This is a genomic window from Pantoea sp. X-Soil-TKNS-1211 (genome assembly GCF_059730495.1).
Map to the genome: position 1 here is coordinate 1 of NZ_AP035954.1, position 21,184 is coordinate 21,184.

At 52.6% G+C, this 21,184-nt stretch carries 16 protein-coding genes; 13 read left to right on the forward strand and 3 right to left on the reverse strand.

Features of this window, described 5'->3' with window-relative positions:
• Positions 1-43: 43 nt before the first annotated feature.
• The 3 genes from AC6I8W_RS20540 (at position 44) to AC6I8W_RS20550 (ending at position 4,929) form a co-directional block, all read left to right on the forward strand.
• Positions 44-973 (forward strand): RepB family plasmid replication initiator protein, encoded by a 930-nt coding sequence (locus tag AC6I8W_RS20540; RefSeq protein WP_497838511.1) that lies wholly within the window; start codon positions 44-46, stop codon positions 971-973.
• 1,777 nt (positions 974-2,750) lie between these two features.
• A complete protein-coding gene (locus tag AC6I8W_RS20545; protein ID WP_497838512.1) occupies positions 2,751-3,950 on the forward strand; it encodes an AAA family ATPase in 1,200 nt (399 codons plus the stop codon).
• 7 nt (positions 3,951-3,957) lie between these two features.
• Positions 3,958-4,929 (forward strand): ParB family protein, encoded by a 972-nt coding sequence (locus tag AC6I8W_RS20550; RefSeq protein WP_497838513.1) that lies wholly within the window; start codon positions 3,958-3,960, stop codon positions 4,927-4,929.
• Positions 4,930-4,989: 60 nt separating this feature from the next.
• Here AC6I8W_RS20550 and AC6I8W_RS20555 read toward each other — a convergent pair whose 3' ends face one another.
• Together AC6I8W_RS20555 and AC6I8W_RS20560 are read right to left on the reverse strand one after the other, a co-directional pair.
• Positions 4,990-5,268 carry a hypothetical protein gene (locus tag AC6I8W_RS20555; protein ID WP_497838514.1) on the reverse strand — a complete coding sequence of 93 codons (279 nt, stop codon included), beginning with the start codon at positions 5,266-5,268 and terminating at the stop codon, positions 4,990-4,992.
• Between the two features lie 110 nt (positions 5,269-5,378).
• Entirely contained in the window at positions 5,379-7,316 is a 1,938-nt protein-coding gene (locus AC6I8W_RS20560; RefSeq protein ID WP_497838515.1) for an aliphatic sulfonate ABC transporter substrate-binding protein, read from the reverse strand.
• Between the two features lie 274 nt (positions 7,317-7,590).
• Between AC6I8W_RS20560 and ssuD the strand changes: the two genes are divergently transcribed.
• The 8 genes from ssuD to AC6I8W_RS20600 all read left to right on the forward strand — a co-directional run bounded on the left by ssuD (position 7,591) and on the right by AC6I8W_RS20600 (position 17,074).
• Positions 7,591-8,763: an FMNH2-dependent alkanesulfonate monooxygenase gene (gene ssuD / locus AC6I8W_RS20565; protein WP_497838516.1), complete on the forward strand. Its 1,173-nt coding sequence runs from the start codon at positions 7,591-7,593 to the stop codon at positions 8,761-8,763.
• Between the two features lie 29 nt (positions 8,764-8,792).
• Positions 8,793-10,199, forward strand: a complete 1,407-nt coding sequence (locus tag AC6I8W_RS20570) for an FAD/NAD(P)-binding protein (protein ID WP_497838517.1) — start codon at positions 8,793-8,795, stop codon at positions 10,197-10,199.
• 76 nt (positions 10,200-10,275) lie between these two features.
• Positions 10,276-11,667 (forward strand): LLM class flavin-dependent oxidoreductase, encoded by a 1,392-nt coding sequence (locus AC6I8W_RS20575; protein WP_497838518.1) that lies wholly within the window; start codon positions 10,276-10,278, stop codon positions 11,665-11,667.
• The gene (locus AC6I8W_RS20580; protein WP_497838519.1) at positions 11,664-12,683 is read left to right on the forward strand and encodes a methionine ABC transporter ATP-binding protein; all 1,020 of its coding nucleotides are present in this window, start codon (positions 11,664-11,666) and stop codon (positions 12,681-12,683) included. Before AC6I8W_RS20575 ends, AC6I8W_RS20580 begins: the two co-directional genes overlap by 4 nt.
• Positions 12,680-13,378, forward strand: coding sequence for a methionine ABC transporter permease (locus tag AC6I8W_RS20585; RefSeq protein WP_497838520.1), 699 nt, complete (start codon positions 12,680-12,682; stop codon positions 13,376-13,378). The genes AC6I8W_RS20580 and AC6I8W_RS20585 overlap by 4 nt, the downstream gene beginning before the upstream one ends.
• Positions 13,375-14,250, forward strand: a complete 876-nt coding sequence (locus AC6I8W_RS20590; protein WP_497838521.1) for a MetQ/NlpA family ABC transporter substrate-binding protein — start codon at positions 13,375-13,377, stop codon at positions 14,248-14,250. The genes AC6I8W_RS20585 and AC6I8W_RS20590 overlap by 4 nt, the downstream gene beginning before the upstream one ends.
• A gap of 175 nt (positions 14,251-14,425) precedes the next feature.
• Entirely contained in the window at positions 14,426-15,859 is a 1,434-nt protein-coding gene (locus AC6I8W_RS20595) for an MFS transporter (RefSeq protein ID WP_497838522.1), read from the forward strand.
• 3 nt (positions 15,860-15,862) lie between these two features.
• On the forward strand, positions 15,863-17,074 hold the full coding sequence (locus AC6I8W_RS20600; RefSeq protein WP_497838523.1) for an acyl-CoA dehydrogenase family protein: 1,212 nt from the start codon (positions 15,863-15,865) through the stop codon (positions 17,072-17,074).
• Between the two features lie 99 nt (positions 17,075-17,173).
• On the opposite strand, the gene AC6I8W_RS20605 is transcribed toward AC6I8W_RS20600, so the two are convergent.
• On the reverse strand, positions 17,174-18,121 hold the full coding sequence (locus AC6I8W_RS20605; RefSeq protein ID WP_497838777.1) for a sulfonate ABC transporter substrate-binding protein: 948 nt from the start codon (positions 18,119-18,121) through the stop codon (positions 17,174-17,176).
• A gap of 263 nt (positions 18,122-18,384) precedes the next feature.
• On the opposite strand from AC6I8W_RS20605, the gene AC6I8W_RS20610 reads away from it, so the two are divergent.
• Complete coding sequence (locus AC6I8W_RS20610; RefSeq protein ID WP_497838524.1) at positions 18,385-20,436, forward strand: FUSC family protein; 2,052 nt, start codon at positions 18,385-18,387, stop codon at positions 20,434-20,436.
• Positions 20,433-21,125 (forward strand): aspartate/glutamate racemase family protein, encoded by a 693-nt coding sequence (locus AC6I8W_RS20615; RefSeq protein ID WP_497838525.1) that lies wholly within the window; start codon positions 20,433-20,435, stop codon positions 21,123-21,125. The genes AC6I8W_RS20610 and AC6I8W_RS20615 overlap by 4 nt, the downstream gene beginning before the upstream one ends.
• The last annotated feature ends 59 nt before the right edge of the window (positions 21,126-21,184 follow it).

Genomic DNA, 21,184 nt, shown 5'->3' on the forward strand with positions numbered 1-21,184 from the left:
CAGAAACCGATCCTTTTCATCCACAGAATGAAGATCTCAGGCTATGGCAGATAAAGAGAGTGAAAACAAGGCGTTACTTGAACCTTTTCTGTCGGTGACAAAAAACAGCGGTGAAGTTATTCAGCTCCACCCTAATAAAAATAACACCGTACAACCGGTGGCGTTAATGCGCCTTGGACTGTTTGTTCCGACATTGAAGTCAACTGCACGTGGTAAATCTGGCGCTATGGCCTCCACAGATGCGACCAAAGAGCTGAAGAACCTCTCGCTGGTGAAATCCGAGGGCTATGAAAAGATTACCATCACTGGTGCCAGGCTGGATATGGATAACGATTTCAAAACCTGGGCCGGGATTATCCAGTCATTCTCACGCTATCCGTCGAAAGGCGATACGGTGACATTACCGTTTATCGATTTCGTCAAAATGTGTGGCATCCCCTCGGCGAACTCCTCTGCGGCTCTGCGTAAGCGTCTCGATGCCTCATTACGGCGTATCGCCACCAATACCCTCTCCTTCGAAGGTAATGGTAAGGCTTATCATACTCACCTGGTGCAATCGGCCTATTACGATCGTGAGAAGGACGTGGTGCGTATTCAGGCGGACCCGAAGTTGTTTGAGCTGTATAACTTCGATCACAAGGTTCTGTTGCAGTTGCGAGCCATCTCACGGCTTAAGCGGAAGGAATCAGCCCAGGCGCTGTATACCTATCTGGAGAGTCTGCCAACCAACCCGGCACCTATTTCGCTGGCGCGCCTGCGTATGCGTTTAAATCTCGGTTCTAAAACCACAACGCAAAACCATGTGGTGCGTCGCGCTATGGAGCAACTGAAAGAGATTGGTTATCTCGACTATTCAGAAGTAAAGCGCGGACGTTCCGTGTTTTTTATTATCCACAGTCGTACGCCAAAACTGGATGGAATCAGCAATCTTGAGAGTATCGACTCTCTCGAAGATTTGGATTTTGAAGACTGAATTTTAACGTTCACTGTAGTCTGCCATTCTCGTGTTGCAGTGTCACTTTTAGGACAAAAGTGACACTGCGCGTCTCCTTAAGCATTCACTGTAATTAGTACTCCATCCGGTCATTCACTGAAATCAGTAACGTTCACTGTAATCAGTGATTTTGCTTTGTTTCATCGATTTCCCGTAATCATCCTTTCCTGAAAATCACCATTTATCAGTCTATAGATGATAGTGAGTGCTCACATTGTTATATTTTAGAGCGAAGGCATCTCTATCAGGATGCTTTTACTGATTACAGTGAACGTATTCATATCATCGATTATCACTCTTTATAGTGAATGTATGCGGTCTGCTTCGGTTGCAGATTATAGTGAATGTTTTTATATATCATTCTGATTTTAAATGATTTATATGGAATGCTAAAAAAGATTCACTGTAATCAGTAATCGGGGCTTCCAGCATGGGCAAAAAGTGACAGGGTTGGTCACATTTGCTGATTACAGTGAATTGTTATCCCATTTACTGACTACAGTGGACGCTAAAATAAGGATTCCAATCCGGATCTTTGGTATGAAATCTCACGTCACGTTGTCACTGATTACAGTGAACATGTTACTGACATCCGTCATTTACAAGCCTCAGTTAATGACATCCGAAACATGGGGGCGGGTGTTCTACTGATTACAGTGAACCTTTGAGTGATTGTCGTTGGCTACCTCTTACTGATTACAGTGAATGATCTACCCTTCCCTTGGTCATGCATGCTTCCATTCTGATTACAGTGAACGTAATGAGAGGTGGCCGACTCGCACGTACTGAATACAGTGAACGTTGTGTTTTACTGATTCGGGATCGGGTACTGATTACAGTGAACATTGGCGATACCCCTTCCCTGCCTCGTTTACTGATTACAGTGAATGTTTGTTTTTCCAATGCACCAGTTGATGCCTTTTTCACCCATCAAATCCGTGCTTCGCCGTACTGATTACAGTGAATGTTTTATCCTCCTGTCCGTGATGTTAGTTGTCGCTGTGAATGTGGATGGGTGGCCGGTTATTAGCATCCAATATCGGTTCACTGACTACAGTGAATGTTTTATGGGATTCGCGATCAGGCGTTCTACTGATTACAGTGAACATTGGATGATGCCGGTACAAGATATGCTGATTACAGTGAACGTTCTCATTGGTAGTCACATAACCCTACTGACTACAGTGAACATCCCGGATTTCCATAGCCTCGATTCACTGATTACAGTGAACATTTCCTTGTGTAACGCAAATCAGCGGTTACTTTTACTGATTACAGTGAATGTCCGAGACAACTACTCTCCCCTGTTGTCGCCAGTGAGCGGCTTTGTTCTGCGTTGAATGCTGACTATAGTGAATCTTTCTATCCGGCTCACTGATTACAGTGAATGTTATGCTGATTGCAGTGAATCTTTGCGAGAGCAATCAGCAAATTTAACTGACTACAGTGAATGTTGAGGTCTGGTCTGGGTCTGTGATTTCACAAAATCCGTGCTTGCAACGTCCTTAAGCCTTCTCTCTTTTTCTCTGATTACAGTGAATGTTTGCGAGTTCGCTCGGAAAGTGATCAGTGCGTTATTTACACAACATCCCAGGTGTGGCTAATTTTACGGCACTGATTACAGTGAACATTCCTTTGAACCCCTTTCCCTTAAGGTGTTTCGCTAATTTCAATTCTTTCTGATTAGATGAGATATATTTGCCTGATGTGCAGGATTTCGGTATAAAGTCATAAATCCTACATATGTGGAGCAACTATGGCTAACGATGAAAAGCAGGTTCTGAAGGTTGCTCAGCGTTCTGAGAGAATGCTGATGAGTCTGACGGAACAGATCCAGGCACAAAAAGAAGAATTGCAGGAAAACACCTTCTATCAGGTTTACGCGAAAGCCGCTCTGGCAAAACTGCCAAAGCTTACACGTGCCAGTGTTGATTACGCCGTTAATGAGATGGAAGAAAACGGCTATCCTTTTGACAAACGTGCGGCTGGCAGCTCAACAAAATATGCCATGTCGATTCAGAACATCATCGATATCTACCATCACCGCGGTGTTCCTAAGTACCGTGACCGACACAGCGATGCTTTCACGCTGTTTGTGGGCAATCTGAAAGGTGGCGTATCGAAAACCGTCTCAACCGTATCTCTGGCTCATGCGTTACGAGCGCATCCGCATTTGCTGTTTGAAGATTTGCGTATTCTGGTTATCGACCTTGACCCGCAATCCTCAGCGACCATGTTCCTTAATCATGAACGTTCTGTTGGCCTGGTCGAAGCAACGGCGGCACAGGCGATGTTACAGAATGTCGGCCGTGAGGAACTGTTGAGCGAGTTTATTGTGCCTTCCATCATTCCTGGTGTGGATGTGCTGCCCGCTTCTATTGATGATGCATTCATTGCTTCACGCTGGGACGAACTTTGCGCCGAGCATCTACCGCAGCACAATGTTCATTCGGTGTTGTATGAGAATGTCATCGTTAAGCTGAAGAAAGATTATGACTTCATCTTTATTGACAGCGGTCCGCATCTTGATGCTTTCCTGAAAAATGCTATTGCTGCGTCCGATTTACTGATGACACCCGTACCACCCGCACAGGTCGATTTTCACTCTACGCTGAAGTATTTGACGCGTCTGCCGGAGCTGATTGGCATCATTGAAGATTCTGGTGCCAGTTGCCGTTTGCAAGGCAACATTGGTTTTATGTCGAAGCTTTCCAACAAAGCTGACCATAAGCTGTGTCACAGTCTCGCGAAAGAGATTTTTGGCGGCGATATGCTGGATGCAGCATTACCGAGGCTGGACGGTTTTGAGCGTTGTGGAGAGTCATTTGACACTGTAATCTCGGCCAATCCTTCTACCTATGTAGGCAGCAGTGAAGCCTTAAAGAATGCGCGTTCGGCGGCGGAAGACTTCGCCAAGGCCGTATTTGACCGTATTGAATTTATTCGCCTGAACTGAGGTTACTATGAGCGCAAAACGCATTACGATTGGCAGAACGTTCAGCCAGACACCGCTGCAAACAGAAGAAACATCAGAAGGCCATGCCCAAACCTTTATCCTGTCGACAGGGAAACGCGCCCAGTTCACCCTTGAACGCATAGCAGCGAAAGAAATTGAAGACAAAACCTATGTGGTGATGGAAACCAATGGCCGCGACCAGTCGGGCCTCACACCTGAATCGCTGCGCGATATTATCCGCACTATCAAACTTCAGCAATTCTTCCCGGCAATTGGCGTTCAACGTGACGACCGCATCGAGATTCTTGATGGATCACGTCGCCGGGCAGCGGCATTGCACTGCAAAACCGGCCTCGACGTGCTGGTAACCGACGCTGCGATTAGCGCCGAGGAAGCCCGTCGCCTGGCACAGGATATTCAGACTGCGCGTGAACATAATCTACGCGAAGTCGGTATGCGCCTGATGGCACTGAAGGACAGCGGCCTGTCACAAAAAGAAATTGCGCAGAGTGAGGGGCTTTCACAAGCCAAGGTAACGCGTGCATTGCAGGCTGCCAGTGTACCCGCTGATTTAATTACCCTGTTCCCCAACCATTCAGAGCTGACTTATCCCGATTATAAATCCCTGTTGCAGGCTTATGAGAAGCTACAGGAGACCGGGCAGACGGTTGAGGCCCTGATCGATGCGATTGGTATGGATGTTGATACCGTTTGTGCACGTGATGGTCTGGCTGAAGATGAAGTGAAGAACGGTATTCTGCGCCTGGTGCGTAACGGTAGTCAGACGCTGATACAGTCACCGGCAAAAGATAAAGTGATTGCTACCGCGCTCTGGAACTTTGCCGACAAAGACCGTTTTGCCCGTAAAAAGACGCGCGGTCGTATGTTCAGCTATGAGTTTAATCGCCAGTCAAAAGAGTTGCAGGATGAGTTGGACCGGGTGATAAACGAAACCCTCAACAAATACCTCAATCAGTAAGCTACGCCGCCTTCGGGCGGTTTTTTTTTGCGCCTCGCCAGCTGTTTTTCATCGCTAACCTCATGAAAAACCGACAGTGATGCCGCAAATTTCAGGCTGAAATCGCCACGATTTCAGGCCCAGCATCATACTCGGCAGACAAAATATCCAGCGGGTCTGGTGCAGGATTGACCGGTAGCCGTGGGATGAGTCCAAACGGCGATTTTGAATTTTGAATATGATAGCAAAGATGAAATTACTAAATTTCGCCATGTCGATTTCATTGTTATCTATATGAAAATCATCATTTTTTGAAATTAATTTCAGGGTGAAATCGCCAGTGGTGCAACTCTCAATCATCAACCCTTGTCACGTTCTTTCTTTGTTAGCCAGATGATATTCAATGATTTATCCACAGAAAAGGTGGATAACTTTCTTCAGCACCCTGCCCCCTCACTTCGCCAGATGAGTTAGGCCAGCAACCGCAATTCTGAAGAAAATCGCCATGCGGCCTCTCTGACGCGAACGGGTTTGTTGATTAAACCCAGCGCATAAAAACGGTCAGCGATGGCCTGTTGTTGTTTAATGACTTCAAATGTCATTGAGCGAGTTTGATGGCTGCGACGTGATAACGCACGCTCTACCGCGTCAGTTTCCAGACCCAATTCCAGAGCCAAAAGTTTCGCTGCCTGTTGCCCACGGTTATCGATAAATTGCCCGGTCTGCTGCAACGCTTCCACTAACTGACGCAGGATATCATCATGTAGTTGTACGTAGTCGCGGCGAGCCAGATAGAATTGATGGTTACTGACACGCCCTTCACCATTGGCAAGAACCCGCAGTGTCGGATTATTCTCCGCAGCGCTAAGTATCGGGTCCCACATCATCCATGCATCAACGGAGATATAATCGCTGACCGTCAATGGATATTTGGGCGGCGCATAAACCACTTTTACTTCTTCAAGGCCAATACCTGCCTCATCCAGCAACTGTAACAACAACCAGTGCACGTTGGAGCCTTTATTGACGGAAATTCGTTTTCCGCGCAGGTCACTCAACGTCTTGATGTTGCTATCGAATGGTACAACAATACCCACGCTACTGGGGGCAGGTGGTTCCCAGGCAATATAGGTCACAGCATTGCCACTGGCCTGGGAAAAAATAGGTGGCACTTCACCCGTAGTGCCAAAATCGATTTCGTTATTTTGCAATGCATAGAGCAGTTGAGGACCGGCAGGAAACTCACTCCAGAGCACACTCACCCCGTGCTGCGCAAAGCATTGTTCCAGGCTCTGCCGAGCTTTTAATACACCAAGATTGCCAAACTTTTGATATCCGATACGTAGTTCACGTTCACCTGGTTGAGGAGGAGCGATGAGGGTCGGTGTCATGGATGCTGTTTTGCGACGTCCTTTAATCACCCCTTGATTCGCCAGATGGGTACGTAAGGTGTGACGGCTAATGCCTAATAACGCTGCCGCCTGGGTTTGATTGTTGTCGGACAGCTCAAGCGCATTCTTAATCAGGCTTTGCACGACGCGATCAAACAACTGGTGGGGTTCGGTTGTTAAGGATTGGCGTAGAAAACTATCCAGCGTTGAACTCTGCGTATCGGTGAACTGATGTTCACTGTAACCAGCAAGGCGTAGTTGTGCTGGTGATAATGTCTCGTCCCGACTGAGCAGCACCGCATTATGCAGCGTGTTTTCAAGCTCACGAATATTACCGGGCCAGTTGTACTCCATGAGAGCTTCGAGCGCATCCGGGGATAAACGACGTGCCGGACGACCGAGACGGCGGGAATAAAGGGCGAGGAAATGTTGTGCCAGTACCGGGATATCTTCACGTCGTTGCCGCAAAGGGGGCAAGGGGACAACGGCGATGTTGAGGCGGTAGAACAAATCTTCCCGGAAACGTCGTTCCCGGATTGCCTGGGCCAGATCGACGTGGGTAGCGGCAATCACACGAACATCAATTTTTATCGGTTTACGTGAACCGACACGGGTGATTTCGCGTTCCTGCAATACGCGCAAAAGCTTGACCTGCAATGACAGGCTTAGCTCGCCAATTTCATCAAGCAGCAACGTACCACCCTGGGCTGATTCGAACCACCCCGGATGCGCTTGTGTTGCACCGGTAAACGCCCCTTTCTCATGCCCAAACAATTCAGCTTCGGCAAGGCTCTCGGTTAACGCACCGCAGTTAACCGCCAGGAAAGGCCCATGGCGACGGGCGCTATGATGATGCAAATATCGTGCGACGACTTCTTTACCGGTGCCGGTCTCACCGGCTATCAGCACGGTGGCATCGGTGGGGGCAAACTTGTCCAACAAAGCCTGGAAAGCACGAGAAGCGGGATCGACCAAACGAGGTGAATCAGTAGTAAAGTCAGCATAGGGTGTCAGCATGGTGAGTATCCTTGTTGCAAGCATATGCTCACGCTATACAAGCAGATTAACTATGGACATCAGGAAAAAAGCATAAGAAGTTGCAAATGCAGCAAATGCTGTTGAGGCAAAGTTGCGAATACAACAGGTAAGAAAGCGGTTGAACATATCAATCTATTGATAAATAGGAGTTTAACCAAAACCAGAAGCTGGCACGTATTTCGCTAATGGCTATATAACTAAATAAATGAAGTTAAATGATCATTTTTTAATAAAGTTATATAGGAATTGCATAATGACCGATTTCGTTAATGAGAACATCAATGTCTTCTGGTTTCTTCCTACACACGGCGACGGGCGCTACCTTGGCACTACCGAGGGCGGGCGACCGGTGGATTTAGGTTACTTACAGCAAGTCGCGCTGGCTGCGGATAATCTTGGGTTTTATGGCGTACTAATTCCGATCGGTAAAAGTTGCGAAGATTCATGGCTGGTGGCTTCAGCACTGGCCCCGTTAACACGGCGGTTACGCTTTTTGGTCGCAGTACGCCCTGGTTTGCAGCCACCCACGCTGGCGGCACGTATGGCCAGCACGCTGGACCGACTCTCCGATGGTCGGCTGCTGATTAATGTGGTGACCGGAGGAGACCCGGTAGAAAACAAAGGGGACGGTATTTTCCTCAGTCACAGTGAACGTTATGAAGTGACGAAAGAGTTTCTGGATGTCTACAGTCGTCTGCTACGCGGTGAAAAGGTTGACTATAAGGGGCAGCATATTCACGTTGAAGGTGCCGAAGTGTTGTTCCCGCCGGTACAGGAAAATGGACCGCCGCTATATTTTGGTGGTTCATCTGATGCGGCGATTGACGTTGCGGCCGAGCAAATCGATACCTATCTCACCTGGGGTGAACCTCCCGCGCAGGTTGCGGAGAAGCTGGCGGTGGTCCGTGCACAGGCTGAGGCGCGCGGGCGCAAGCTGGAGTACGGTATTCGTTTACATGTCATCGTGCGGGAAACAGAAGAAGAGGCCAGAGTGGCCGCAGATAAACTGATTGCTCATCTTGATGAAGAGACGATCGCGCAGGCGCAGAAAATTTTTGCCCGTATGGACTCAGCTGGCCAGGCGCGGATGAGCGCGTTACACAACGGCTCGCGCGACAACCTCTACATTGCACCAAATCTGTGGGCAGGAGTAGGGCTGGTACGCGGTGGGGCAGGGACTGCGTTGGTAGGTAGTCCGGAGCAGGTGGCGGCACGTATCCGCGAATATCAGGCGCTGGGCGTGACCAACTTCATCCTTTCCGGATATCCGCATCTGGAAGAGGCGCATCGTGTGGCAGAGTTACTCTTACCATTGCTGCCGCTGGCACATGGGCAGCAACAGCGCGCCCGCAGCGTCAACACCGGACCGTTTGGCGAAACCATCGGTGGCGATAAGCGGCCAGGCAAACAGGCGAGCGCCAGCTAATGCTGAAGAAATGCAGTGAGGACCAGGCGATGCAGATACCGCATGTGATGATTGTGGGGGGAGGATTCAGCGGCACAGCGCTGGCGATTCATCTTGCCCGTAATGCGACAGCGCCATTGCGCGTCACGGTGGTGGAACCGCGGCATACCCTGGGCGCTGGCGTCGCCTATTCTACTCAGGAGCCTGCGCATCGTATCAATGTCCCTGCGTCTCGTATGCAACTTAGCGGGGACGAGCAGGGCGCGTTTGAACGCTGGTATCGGCAGCAACCAGAATGTTCACTGGATTCAGTAGCGCACTGCGCAGATGGCACGGTGTATCCACAGCGTGGCATGTTTGGGCGTTACCTCGCCGAACAGTTTGTGCAGGCCGCGCAACAGCACCCGCAGGTGACATTACGTCATCTCCAGGCCAGCGCCATTGCCTGGGAAGGGCAGCAGTTGCTCCTGAGCAACGGGGAAACGTTGCAAGGCGATGTGTTGGCACTGGCGATCAGCCATCCACCGCCGTCACTGCCGCGTGCGCTTGTGCCCTTCGCGGAACACCCGGCCCTGATTGCTAACCCATGGCAGCCTGGTGTGTTGGACAGCATTGACAGCCATGCCTCGGTGGCGATTATTGGCACCGGCCTGAGTATGGCCGATGTGGTAGCCTCGCTGGGTATACGACAACATCGTGGCCCGTTATTAGCATTCTCCCGGCGCGGTCAGCTGTCACGCGCCAACCTGAGCGGTGACTGGCCAGAATGGTCTCTGGCCCCACAACAACAACCCAGCACGCGTCTGTGGCTACATCACATCCGTGCGGAAGTAGCGCGTGCCGCAGAACAACAACTACCGTGGCAGCGGGTGTTGGATGAAGTGCGCGCGCAGGGGCAAACTATCTGGCAGTCGTTACCACTGAGTGAACAACAACGTTTTGTCCGGCATTTGCGTTCCTGGTGGGATGTACATCGTTACCGCATTGCGCCACAGGTAGCGGCGGAGATCACCCGACGTCAGCAAACGGGTAGTTTGCGCGTGCTGGCTGCCCGTCTTACGAAAATTGCATCGCGTGGCAACCAGCTCGACATTGGGCTGCATACCCGCAAAGGCGCGGCAGAAAACCATCAGCTCGACCATCTGATCGTTACCACCGGTCCAGGCCATGGGGCGTTGACGGCCAGCCAACCGTTGCTGCTATCCCTCAGTCAGCAGGGCATCATCCGCGCCGATGCGTTAGGTTTTGGTATTGACGTCGATCACCAGTCCCACACGCTGACGCGATCCGGTCAGCCAAACCAAAAATTGTTTGTGGTTGGCCCAGCCGCCAGGGCGCGTTTTGGCGAACTGATGGGGTTGCCACAGGTCGCTGATCATGCCGCTGATGTGGCTCGACAAATTCTCATATCGCTGCATATCCAACATGCTGAGCGATGTCCCCCTTTAGCGCCCTAATTTCTCAACATTCCCCCAAAATTAACTGACGAACGCCGGGTCGCACAACGATCACGGCCTCGCTATGGAGATTGCTATGCCATCGCAACGTGAAATTCGCCTGAATGCTTTTGATATGAACTGTGTCGGACACCAGTCACCGGGTTTGTGGGCGCATCCGCGTGACCGCTCCTGGCAGTATAAGGACCTGGAATATTGGGTTGATCTGGCACGCCTGCTGGAGCGCGGTAAATTCGATGGGTTATTTATCGCCGATGTATTGGGCATCTACGATGTACTCAACGGTAACGGAGATGCTGCCATTCGTCAGGCGACACAGGTGCCAGTGAACGATCCGCTGTCGTTGATCACGCCGATGGCGTTAGTGACCGAACATCTGGGGTTTGGACTCACCGCCTCACTGTCGTTTGAGCATCCTTATCCGTTTGCCCGGCGTCTCTCCACGCTCGATCACCTGACCAAAGGGCGTATCGGCTGGAACATTGTCACCTCGTATCTGGAGAGCGGTGCGCGCAATATCGGCCACAAGGCGCAAACCGACCACGACAGTCGTTACGACTACGCCGATGAGTATTTGCAGGTGGTGTACAAACTGCTGGAAGGCAGCTGGGAAGCCGATGCAGTGCTGCGCGATCGTGAACGTTGTATCTTCAGCGACCCGAGCAAAATCCATCCCATCAACCATCAGGGCACCTTCTTCAATGTGCCGGGGATTCATCTGTGCGAGCCATCACCGCAACGCACGCCGGTATTGTATCAGGCGGGGGCATCCAGCCGAGGTAAACAGTTTGCTGCCGAGCATGCCGAGTGCGTGTTTGTTGCGGCACCGTCCAAAGTGCTGCTGAAGAAAACCGTGGCGGACATTCGCCGCCGTGCAGCAGAAGCGGGCCGCGATCCGCGCAGCATCCTGATCTTCAACCTACAGACGGTCATCGTCGGGGAAACAGACAAAGCGGCCCAGGCGAAGTGGCAGGAGTACAAAAGCTGGGTGAGCTATGAAGGCGCGCTGGCGTTGGTGTCGGGCTGGACCGGCATCGATTTCGGCCAGTATCAGCCGGATCAGGTGCTGAAGTATTTACATACCAACGCCATCCAGTCGGCAGTGGAAACCTTCTCTACCGCTGACCCTGACCGCCAATGGACCGTCGCTGCGCTCGCCGATTGGGTGGGGATCGGCGGTTTCGGTCCGTTGCTGGTCGGGAGTGCCGCAACGGTAGCGGATGAGTTGCAGAGCTGGGTCGAGGAAACCGATGTCGATGGTTTTAATCTCGCCTACGCGCTGACACATGAAACCTTCGAAGATGTGGTCGAGCTGTTGATCCCGGAATTGCAGAAGCGTGGCGTATTTAAGAAAGAGTACGCCAGCGGCACGCTGCGCGAGAAATTATTCCATGCCGGGCCTCAGTTGCAGGCACCCCATCCTGGCGCGGGTTATCGCGTGCAGTCGGTGCCGCAGGAGGTTATATGATCGAGATAGAAGCGTTGAGTAAGCACTACCGTGCGTCTGATGGCCGCGTAACCGAGGTGCTGAAGTCAATCAACCTTGAGGTACAGCCCGGCAACATCACGGCGGTGGTGGGGCCGAGTGGGGCAGGGAAGTCTACGCTGGCAAAATGCATCAGCCTGCTGGAACGACCGAGTGCGGGTAGCATCCGCGTCAATGGGCATGACCTTTCCCGGCTGAGTGGTGACGTATTACGTCGCGAACGACGTGCCATCGGCACCGTATTTCAATCCTCGGCATTGTTACAGCGTAAATCCGCCTGGGAAAATATCGCGTTGCCGTTGCGTTATCTTGGAGTGGTTGAGCGCGATATCAACGCGCGGGTAGGGGAGTTGCTGGAACACGTGGGGCTGAGCCATAAAGCCACCGCGTTTCCAGCACAGCTTTCTGGTGGGCAGCGTCAGCGCATTGGTATTGCCCGTGCATTGGCATTGCGTCCATCGGTCTTGCTGGCCGATGAAGCGACATCCGGACTCGACCCCGAAGCGACCATCACCATCCTCGACCTGCTGCGTAAGTTACGTGACGAGTATCGGTTGGCGATTGTGTTAATCACCCATGAAATGGATGCGGTACGCCGTGCGGCGGATGCTGTGGCAGAAATTCGCGATGGGCAGATTGTGCACTACGGCGTGGTGAGGCAGTTGCTGGCACAACCGGATTCCCGGTTGGCGCAACAGCTTCTGCCGCTGGCCCCACAAGCCGCCTCGTCAGAACTGGTACTCCAACTGAGTTATCGCACCGATGTGCCGGTTGCCAGCGACTGGTTATCGCGGCTTAGCCAGCAATTTGCCCTGCGCATTGATCTGCTGGGTGCGCATGTCGAGCAGGTGAATGGCCTGCAACTGGGACGCTTGCAGGTTGGCGTTCACTTCCAGCGCGAACGCGTGCCTTTGTCGCAGTTGCTGAAACAGCTGGAGCAACTGGGGTTGAGTGCCAGCGTTGTTGCCGGAGTTCCGCTGCTGAAGGAGGCGGTATGAGCGTCTCCGTTATGAGCCAGGATACACCGTGGAATGAAATACCCGCGCTGATGCTGCCCGCTGTGGGTGAAACGGTGCTGATGGTCGGCATTGTGATGTTGTTTGTCGTGACCTGCGGTGGGGTCGTGGGTGTGGTGTTGTTTAATACCTCCGCGCGCGGATTGTTTCCTCATCGGGGTGTAAACCGGGTGTTGAGCTGGATTGTGAACATGGGGCGTTCGCTGCCGTTCCTGGTGTTAATGGCCGCGATTATCCCGTTCACCTTCTGGCTGACCGGCACCACTATTGGCATTCCGGCTGCGGTGGTGCCAATGATCGCCGCAGGTATCCCATTTTTCGGACGCCTGGTGGATAACGCCCTGCGTGAGTTACCGGCTGAGGTCACTGCAGTGGGCCTGGTTTGCGGCGGCTCGCGTTGGCAAATCATCCGCCAGGCGCAACTGAGCGAAGCCCTGCCAGCCATCGTCGCGGCCATCACCCTCAACCTGATTTCCATGATCGAATACTCGGCGATTGCTGGCACCATCGGCGCAGGTGGCATTGGCTATCTGGCCGTGGTGTACGGCTATCAGCGTTTCGACAATCACATCATGATCGCCACTATCGTGGTGCTGGTCGCCTTGATTCAAACCATTCAGTTTCTCGGTGATCGTTTGGTTACCGCTTTACGTCATCCTCAGGGGACATCGCTATGACAACACAAGAATTTGAGTTACGCAAAACCCGCCGCTGGCCGTGGCTGCTACTGATTATAGTGGTCGTTGCTGTCGCTGCAACGGCCTGGCTCTGGCGTAGTCAGCAACCGCAGGCGGTGGTGTTTGGCACCACCTTAAAAATTCACTATGAACCGGCGATGGCGGGTGAGCAGAAGCTGATTGAGTATGTGAACGACCATATCGCAGCAGATTACGGTCTGAAACTGGAAGCCGTGGGCGTGCAAGACCCGGTACAGGCTGATCGCGCGGTAGCTGAAGGACAATATGCGGCGACGGTGTATCAACATCAGTGGTGGCTGAAACAAGTGGTGGACGCGAATAATTTTGCACTGACGCCAACGTTGCCGCTGTTCCAGTGGGCATTTGGTGTCTACTCCGACCGCTACAGTTCAATTGATGCGCTGCCGCAGGGCGCCACCATTGTGGTGCCGGACGATGGTGCAAACCAGGGCCAGGCGCTGTGGCTGCTGGCGCGACAGGGACTCATCACCCTTGATCCGCATGTTGAACCGCGTACGGCAAAACTGAAAAACATCAGCGTTAACCCACATGGCTTTGTGTTTAAGGAGCTGGATTTGCTGACGATGCCGCGTGCGTTGAACTCGGTGGATGCCGCGATTGGCTACGTGTCGCAATTTGATGCCGGCAAAGTGCCGCGTGATAAAGGCATTCTGTTCCCGCCTGCGCCACGTACCTTCGCATCACAACTGGTGATCGGTACGCCATACCTGTCACAGGAAAATATCGAAAAGCTGAAAAAAGCTTTTGCCGATCCGCGCCTGCAACAATGGCTGAAGACCACAGATGATCCGCTGGTAAAAGGCGTATTGGTGCCCGTTTCCGCCGACTGATTTCCCCCTGATTACGGGTTTCCCCAGGCACGTTATGCGCGCCTGGTTTTTTGTGTTTTTATTTAATTATCTTATTGATTTAAAACAAATAAATATCACTATTTGTTGCTTTGGTCCTGAGCGATTAGCGCATATAACAACCTCACCTGCATAACAAATAACAGCGTGAGGCGGTATGAGCACACTCCCTTTAGAAAACACCCTGCCGGTTTCCGAACCGGTCCGTTCGGTCAGCGACGTTGCGCGCCTGATCAACACCCGCAGTGATAAAAATAATTACGCGCGCATGATTGTGTTTCTGGCGCTCGGTGGCGTCTTTCTCGACGCCTACGATCTCACCACGCTCTCGTACGGCATTGATGATGTGGTACGCGAATTTCAGATCTCACCGTTTATCACCGGGCTGGTCACTTCATCGATTATGGTTGGCACCATCGTTGGCAACCTGATCGGCGGCTGGCTCACCGACAAATACGGCCGCTACTCGGTATTTATGGCGGATATGTTGTTTTTCGTGGTGTCGGCGATTGCTGCCGGGCTGGCTCCCAACGTCTGGGTGCTGATTGGCGCTCGTTTTCTGATGGGGATCGGCGTGGGGATTGATCTGCCGGTGGCGATGTCTTACCTGGCCGAATTCTCTAAATTTGCCGGGAAAGGTAACAAAGCGGCACGTCTCGCCGCCTGGTGTCCGATGTGGTACGCCGCATCGACGCTCTGCTTCCTGCTGATCTTTGGCCTCTACTTTCTGCTGCCGAAAGAGCATCTCGATTGGCTGTGGCGGGCTTCGCTGTTGTTTGGTGCGGTGCCTGCGTTGCTGATTATCGCGGTGCGCAGCAAGTTTATGAATGAATCCCCATTGTGGGCGGCTAATCAGGGGGATCTGAAATCGGCGGTGCGCATCCTGCGTGATTCCTACGGTATCCATGCCCATGAAGCAGAACCCGAAGCGCCACCCGCCTCAGCCGCACCCAAAGTTAGTTTCCGCGTACTGTTCCAGCAACCGTGGCGTGAACGCACCATTGTCGCCGGGGTGATGAATATTTGTATCTCGTTTGAATACACCGCCATCGCCTTCTTTCTGCCATCAATTCTGGCGCAGTTCCTTGGTGCGGGCGTGTTTGAAACCATTTCTGCCTCGCTGGGCCTGAACGCATTGTTCGCCTTTACCGGTGGCCTGTTGGGGATGCGCCTGGCGTGGAAATATCCATCGCGTCATGTGGCGATTGCCGGATTTGCCTTGCAGTTTGTCGCACTGATTGCGTTGGCATTGATTGGTCACCCCGAAGCGGTGGCGGGCATCGTGTTTGCAGTGTTGATGCTGGGTCTGTGGCTGTTTGCCGAGGGTTTTGGCCCCGGTGCGCAGTTGATGGTTTATCCGGCGCTGTCTTATCCCACCTCAATTCGCGCCACCGGCGTCGGTTTTAGTCGTGCCCTGTCGGGTATCGGTAGCGCTCTGGCGCTGTTTATTCTGCCGATCCTCCAGGCTGCACTCGGCACCAATATGTTCTGGGTGGTGTCGCTCAGCGCCATTATCCCGATTTTCTTCCTGCTGGCGGTACGCCATGAGCCAACCCGCCACGATATCGACGATCTTTCCCATCAGGAGTGAACCATGACCTTATTAGCAACAGGAACTGATTACGCGCGGCTGGCTGCACATTTCCGTCCGGTATTTGAACGTATCGCCGCTGGTGCCGCCGACCGCGAACGTCATCGCACGTTGCCGCATGAACCTCTGGCCTGGCTGAAAGAAGCAGGCTTTGGCACGGTGCGTATTCCACCCGAAAAAGGCGGTTGGGGGGCCTCGTTGCCGCAGTTGTTCCAGCTGTTAACGGAGCTGGCCGAAGCAGATTCGAATCTGCCACAGGCGCTGCGTGCGCATTTTGCCTTTGTCGAAGACCGTCTGAATCAGCCGGATAGCCCGGCACGGGATAATTGGTTCCGGCGTTTTATTGATGGCGAGTTGGTCGGGAGTGGCTGGACGGAAATAGGTACGGTCAAACTGGGGGAGGTGATCACTCGTGTCACACCGGGTGATAAAGGTTGGACGCTGAATGGCGAAAAGTTCTACAGTACCGGCACTCTGTTTGCCGACTGGATTGATGTCTACGCACGCCGCAATGACAATCAGGGTGATGTGATTGCGCTGGTCAACACTCACCAGCCAGGCGTCAGTCGTGAAGATGACTGGGATGGTTTTGGTCAACGTCTGACCGGTAGCGGCACCACGCGCTTTGATAACGCCTACGTCGAACAAGAACATGTTTTCGACTTTGCTGAGCGCTTCCGTTACCAAACGGCGTTCTACCAGCATGTGCTGCTGGCGACGCTGGCGGGGATTGCGCGTGCAGCTGCACGTGATGCGGCACTGGGTGTGGCGGCACGTCAACGCATCTACAGTCACAGCAACGGCAGTGCATCACGCCAGGATGTGCAGGTTTTGCAGGTGGTGGGTGAAGTGACCAGCCTGGCTTTTGCGGTGGAAGCGACAGTGATCCGCACCGCACATTCACTGCAATCAGCGTATGAGGCTCATCTCAGCAGTGATGAGGCTTATATCAAACAGGTAAACGACCTTGCAGAAGCGGAAGCCGGGCAGGCGCAAGTGGTCGCCAGCGAACTGGTGCCGCGTGCCGCGACCGAGTTGTTTAATGCCTTAGGTGCTTCTGATACCCGCTTAAGCAAAGCACTGGATCGTCACTGGCGTAACGCACGCACTGTGGCATCGCATAACCCGGTGATCTATAAAGCGCGTGATATCGGGAACTGGAAGGTGAATGGCACGCCGCCAACCGGTATCTGGCAGATCGGCAGCGGAGAATGAATAGGGGGGCGAAAAGCGCCCCTTCGAGTTGTAACGGCGTGATTTAACGCCAGCGCGCACGGAATTGCGCGATAAATCACGCCGCTACGATGTATGTCTTTATTTCTTATCCAGTGACCAGGTTGCGCTGCGCACGTCCACCTTCACCGGCAGCAAACCGACACGGGTAAAGGTATCCGCCAGCGCCTGCTGTTCTGCAAACACCTGTGGCGTCATGCGCTGCGCACCATAGGGCAGACGTGCCAGCGTAGTTTGCCAGATGGCTTTATCCAGTCCGGTCGATTTTGACAGAATGGCAGCGGCCTCATCCTTATGCTGGTTAGCCCAGTCACTCAATTTACTTAACTCATCCACCACCTGTTTCGCGGTTTGCGGATGTTCCTCGGCAAAACGACGGCTGGCGAGATAGAAAGTGTAATGAGGCACCAGACCTTCCGCATTGCGGACCTGACGCGCACCGGTGTGCGCTTCCACTTCGGCCAGGAACGGATCCCAGATCACCCAGGCATCAATCGCTCCCTTCTGGAAAGCCGCGCGGGCATCAGCAGGGGGCAAATACACTGGGGTGATGTCTTTGTAGTTCAGTCCGGCGTCTTCCAGCGCCTTAACCAGCAGATAATTGACATCCGATCCCTTATTCAGACCCACGCGCTTACCTTTGAGATCGGCAACGCTCTTAATCGGGGAATCTTTTGGCACCACGATGGCTTCGGTTTTGGGGTTTGCGGGCGAATGGCCCAGATAGATCAGGTCGGCTTTGGCGGCCTGAGCAAAGGCGGGTGGGGCATCTCCGGTTGCTGCCAGATCGATACTGCCGACATTCAATCCTTCCAGCATTTGTGGCCCGGCGGGAAACTCAACCCAACGGACGTTAATACCTTCCTTCTTCAACGTCTCATCCAACGTGCCACGATATTTCAGCAACGCGAAGATATTGGCTTTCTGATAACCGATGTTGACGGTTTCCGGGTTGGCAGCGAAGCTGTATGCGGAGAGCAGTCCAAGGCTTAACGCCAGCGTGCTTAAGAGGTGCGTTTTACGTTTCATCATTGTTCTCTCGTGGTTTTTTTACCACCATAGCAAAGCGCATATATAACCAATAAATAACAATTTTCGATCGCTTATAACTTTATTATTTAATTGCGCTGCATTCACTGTAATCAGCCAGCGGGTGAAAATTTCCCCCTTAATTTCCATAGAGGCCCATATAATTAGCACGGTAATAATTTGTATAACAAATCAAAATGCCTTCCGCAGAGGCTTCTGCCAGGATAAGCCAATTCCTGCATGCTCAAGGTCTTTTTTGCTTTATGAAGTGGCTTTCTCAAAGTGCAGTGTTGTTTTCTGCCAAAACGTGTCTTGCCGCCTTTCTGGCTTTTTATATTGCTCTGGAACTCAATCTCGATAAACCGGCCTGGTCGTTGACCACTGTCTATGTCGCCTCGCAGCTCTATTCCGCTTCGACGGTGTCAAAATCCATCTTCCGCTTTATGGGAACGGTACTGGGCGGATTGTTCACGCTGTTAATCTACCCGATGACGGTACAGGACCCGATGCTGTTCAGCCTGTGTATCTCGCTGTGGGTGGCGGTGTGTCTCTATCTCTCGTTGCACGACCGGACGCCCAAAAGCTATGTGTTCATGCTGGCGGGCTACAGCGCCGCGATTATGGGTTTCCCCGATGTAACGTCACCGGCTTCTATTACTTACACCGTAATCTCGCGTATTGAGGAGATCACCGTGGCGATTGTGTGCAGCAGCCTGGTACATCGTCTGATCATGCCGGTGTCGATGCGCCATCTGCTGGAGCAAAGCGTCAGTCAGTGGTATCAGAATGCGCGCAAGCTGTGTAGTGAGCTGGTGACGTCGACGCCGAACGACAAGGCGCTTGAACGCGAAGGCATTCTGATTCAGATGGCTAACTATCCATTGAATGTCGAAACGCTGATCACCCACTGTGTCTATGAAGGCGATGCGGCACGCCGCCTGGTACGTCTGGTGAGTGTGCAATATCAACATCTTTCATATCTGATCCCAACGCTGACGGCGATTGAATCGCGGCTTAACCTACTGGCACAGCAACAAATCCTGTTCCCTGAGTACGTTGCACAGGCGTTTCAGCAATTCCTGGTCTGGCTAAACGGTGCGGAAGAGCAGCCGGTGCATGACAATCTGGTAGCAGCACAGGATCAACTCAAGCTGGCGTGGCAGGAGGGCAGGCTAAACAGCGAAGAAAGTATCTTGTTGCTGGGGTTGTTGGAGCGCTTACTGAATTTCGTGCGTATTGCCAATGCCTACCACAGCGTAAGTGAACGTGTTAGTGAGTGGACACCAACGGTGAAACCGGGAAAAACCGTGGTGCGTAGCCACCGCCATATTGATAAAGGTTTGTTGCTGCTCTCGTCCTTCACTGCCTTTATCGCCACTTTCGCCACCTGCCTGTTTTGGATCGGTAGCGGCTGGGTGGATGGTTCGACTGCGCCGATGATGGCGGCGGTACTTTGTTCCTTCTTTGCCGGGATGGATAGCCCGATTGCCCCGATGAAGCTGTTCCTTAAGGGCGTGATCATCGCAGTGGCGATCAGTCTGATGTATATCGTGTTTCTTATTCCACAAGCGATTACGTTTGAAGCGCTGGTGATCTGTCTGGCGCCGGGGTTACTGGCGCTGGGGCTGGTCATTGCCAATCCCTCAACCAACCTGATTGGTCTGATCGTCGCAACCCAGATACCCGGTTTTATCGGTATGAGTCACCACTTCAAACCTGATTTACTTCTTATAGTGAACGCGGTGCTGTCGACGATGGTGGGGATTGTGTTTGGTGTGGTGATCACCGCGTTAATTCGTAACAAACGCCCCTCGTGGACGGCGAAACGCGCGGTGCGCAAAGGGATTCGTGAGCTGCTGCAATTTATCACGGCGATGCGACTGGATGGCGTGACGATGTCGATGCGGCAGCAGTTTGTGGCGCGGACCCTGGATAAGGTCAACGTGATCCTGCCTCGTAAACGGGTCGATCCGGTGCCGGATCTGGTGTCCGGTGGCAACCTGATTGCCGAGGCGTGGTTGGGAGCGAATTGCTATGACTTTTATGTGCGCCATCAGGCGCTGCTGGCAACGCATCACATCGATAGTGGAGCGATGTTTCATGAGTTAAGCCAGTTCCTCAAGCAGCGCCTGAAATCATTGCAGACTCAGCCGCAGCCAGCCTTGCTGATGGAGCTGAACCGCTTACTACTTGGTCTGGAGGCCGGAGCCGTGCAAGAACATGCGTTATTTATCCCGCTATTCCATTTGTTCAATATTCGGTTATCGTTGTTTCCGACGGCACGCTGGCCGGAAAGGATAAAGGACACAGAATGAAACTGATCGGCCTGATTGGCGGGATGAGCTGGGAATCGACGGCGCTCTATTATCGCATCATCAATGAACAGGTTAAGCAACAGCTGGGTGGCTTGCATTCAGCTCGCAGCCTGATGTACAGCGTTGATTTTCAAGAAATCGAGCAATTACAGGTAGCCGGTGAGTGGCAAAAAGCCGGTGAGATTTTGGCGGCTGCGGCGCTCAGCCTTGAACGCGGTGGTGCCGATTTTATCGTGCTCTGTACCAACACCATGCATAAAGTTGCCGCGCAAATCACGGCGGCGGTAAACATTCCGCTGCTGCATATTGCCGATGCCACGGCTGCGCGCATCCGCCAGTCGGGGGTAAAACGTGTCGGCCTGTTGGCGACAGGCTTCACCATGGAACAGGATTTCTACAAAGGGCGGCTGCAACAGGCGTACGGTATTGAGGTGCTGGTGCCCGCGGCAGCGCAGCGTCAAGTGGTGCACGACATCATTTATCAGGAACTGTGTCTGGGCATTATTCGCGAGGAGTCACGTGCGCAATATCGCGAGATTATCGCGCAGTTGGTTGCTGACGGGGCGGAAGCCATTATTCTCGGCTGCACGGAAATCACCTTGCTGGTGAAGCCGGAAGATGCCAGCGTACCGCTGTTCGATACCACGTTGATCCATGCGCAGGATGCGGTAAAAGCTGCCTTGTCTTAGTCAGATCATCAGCTAAAAATCAGGGGCCATGCTGCAAAACTGATACGTATTTGTTCACT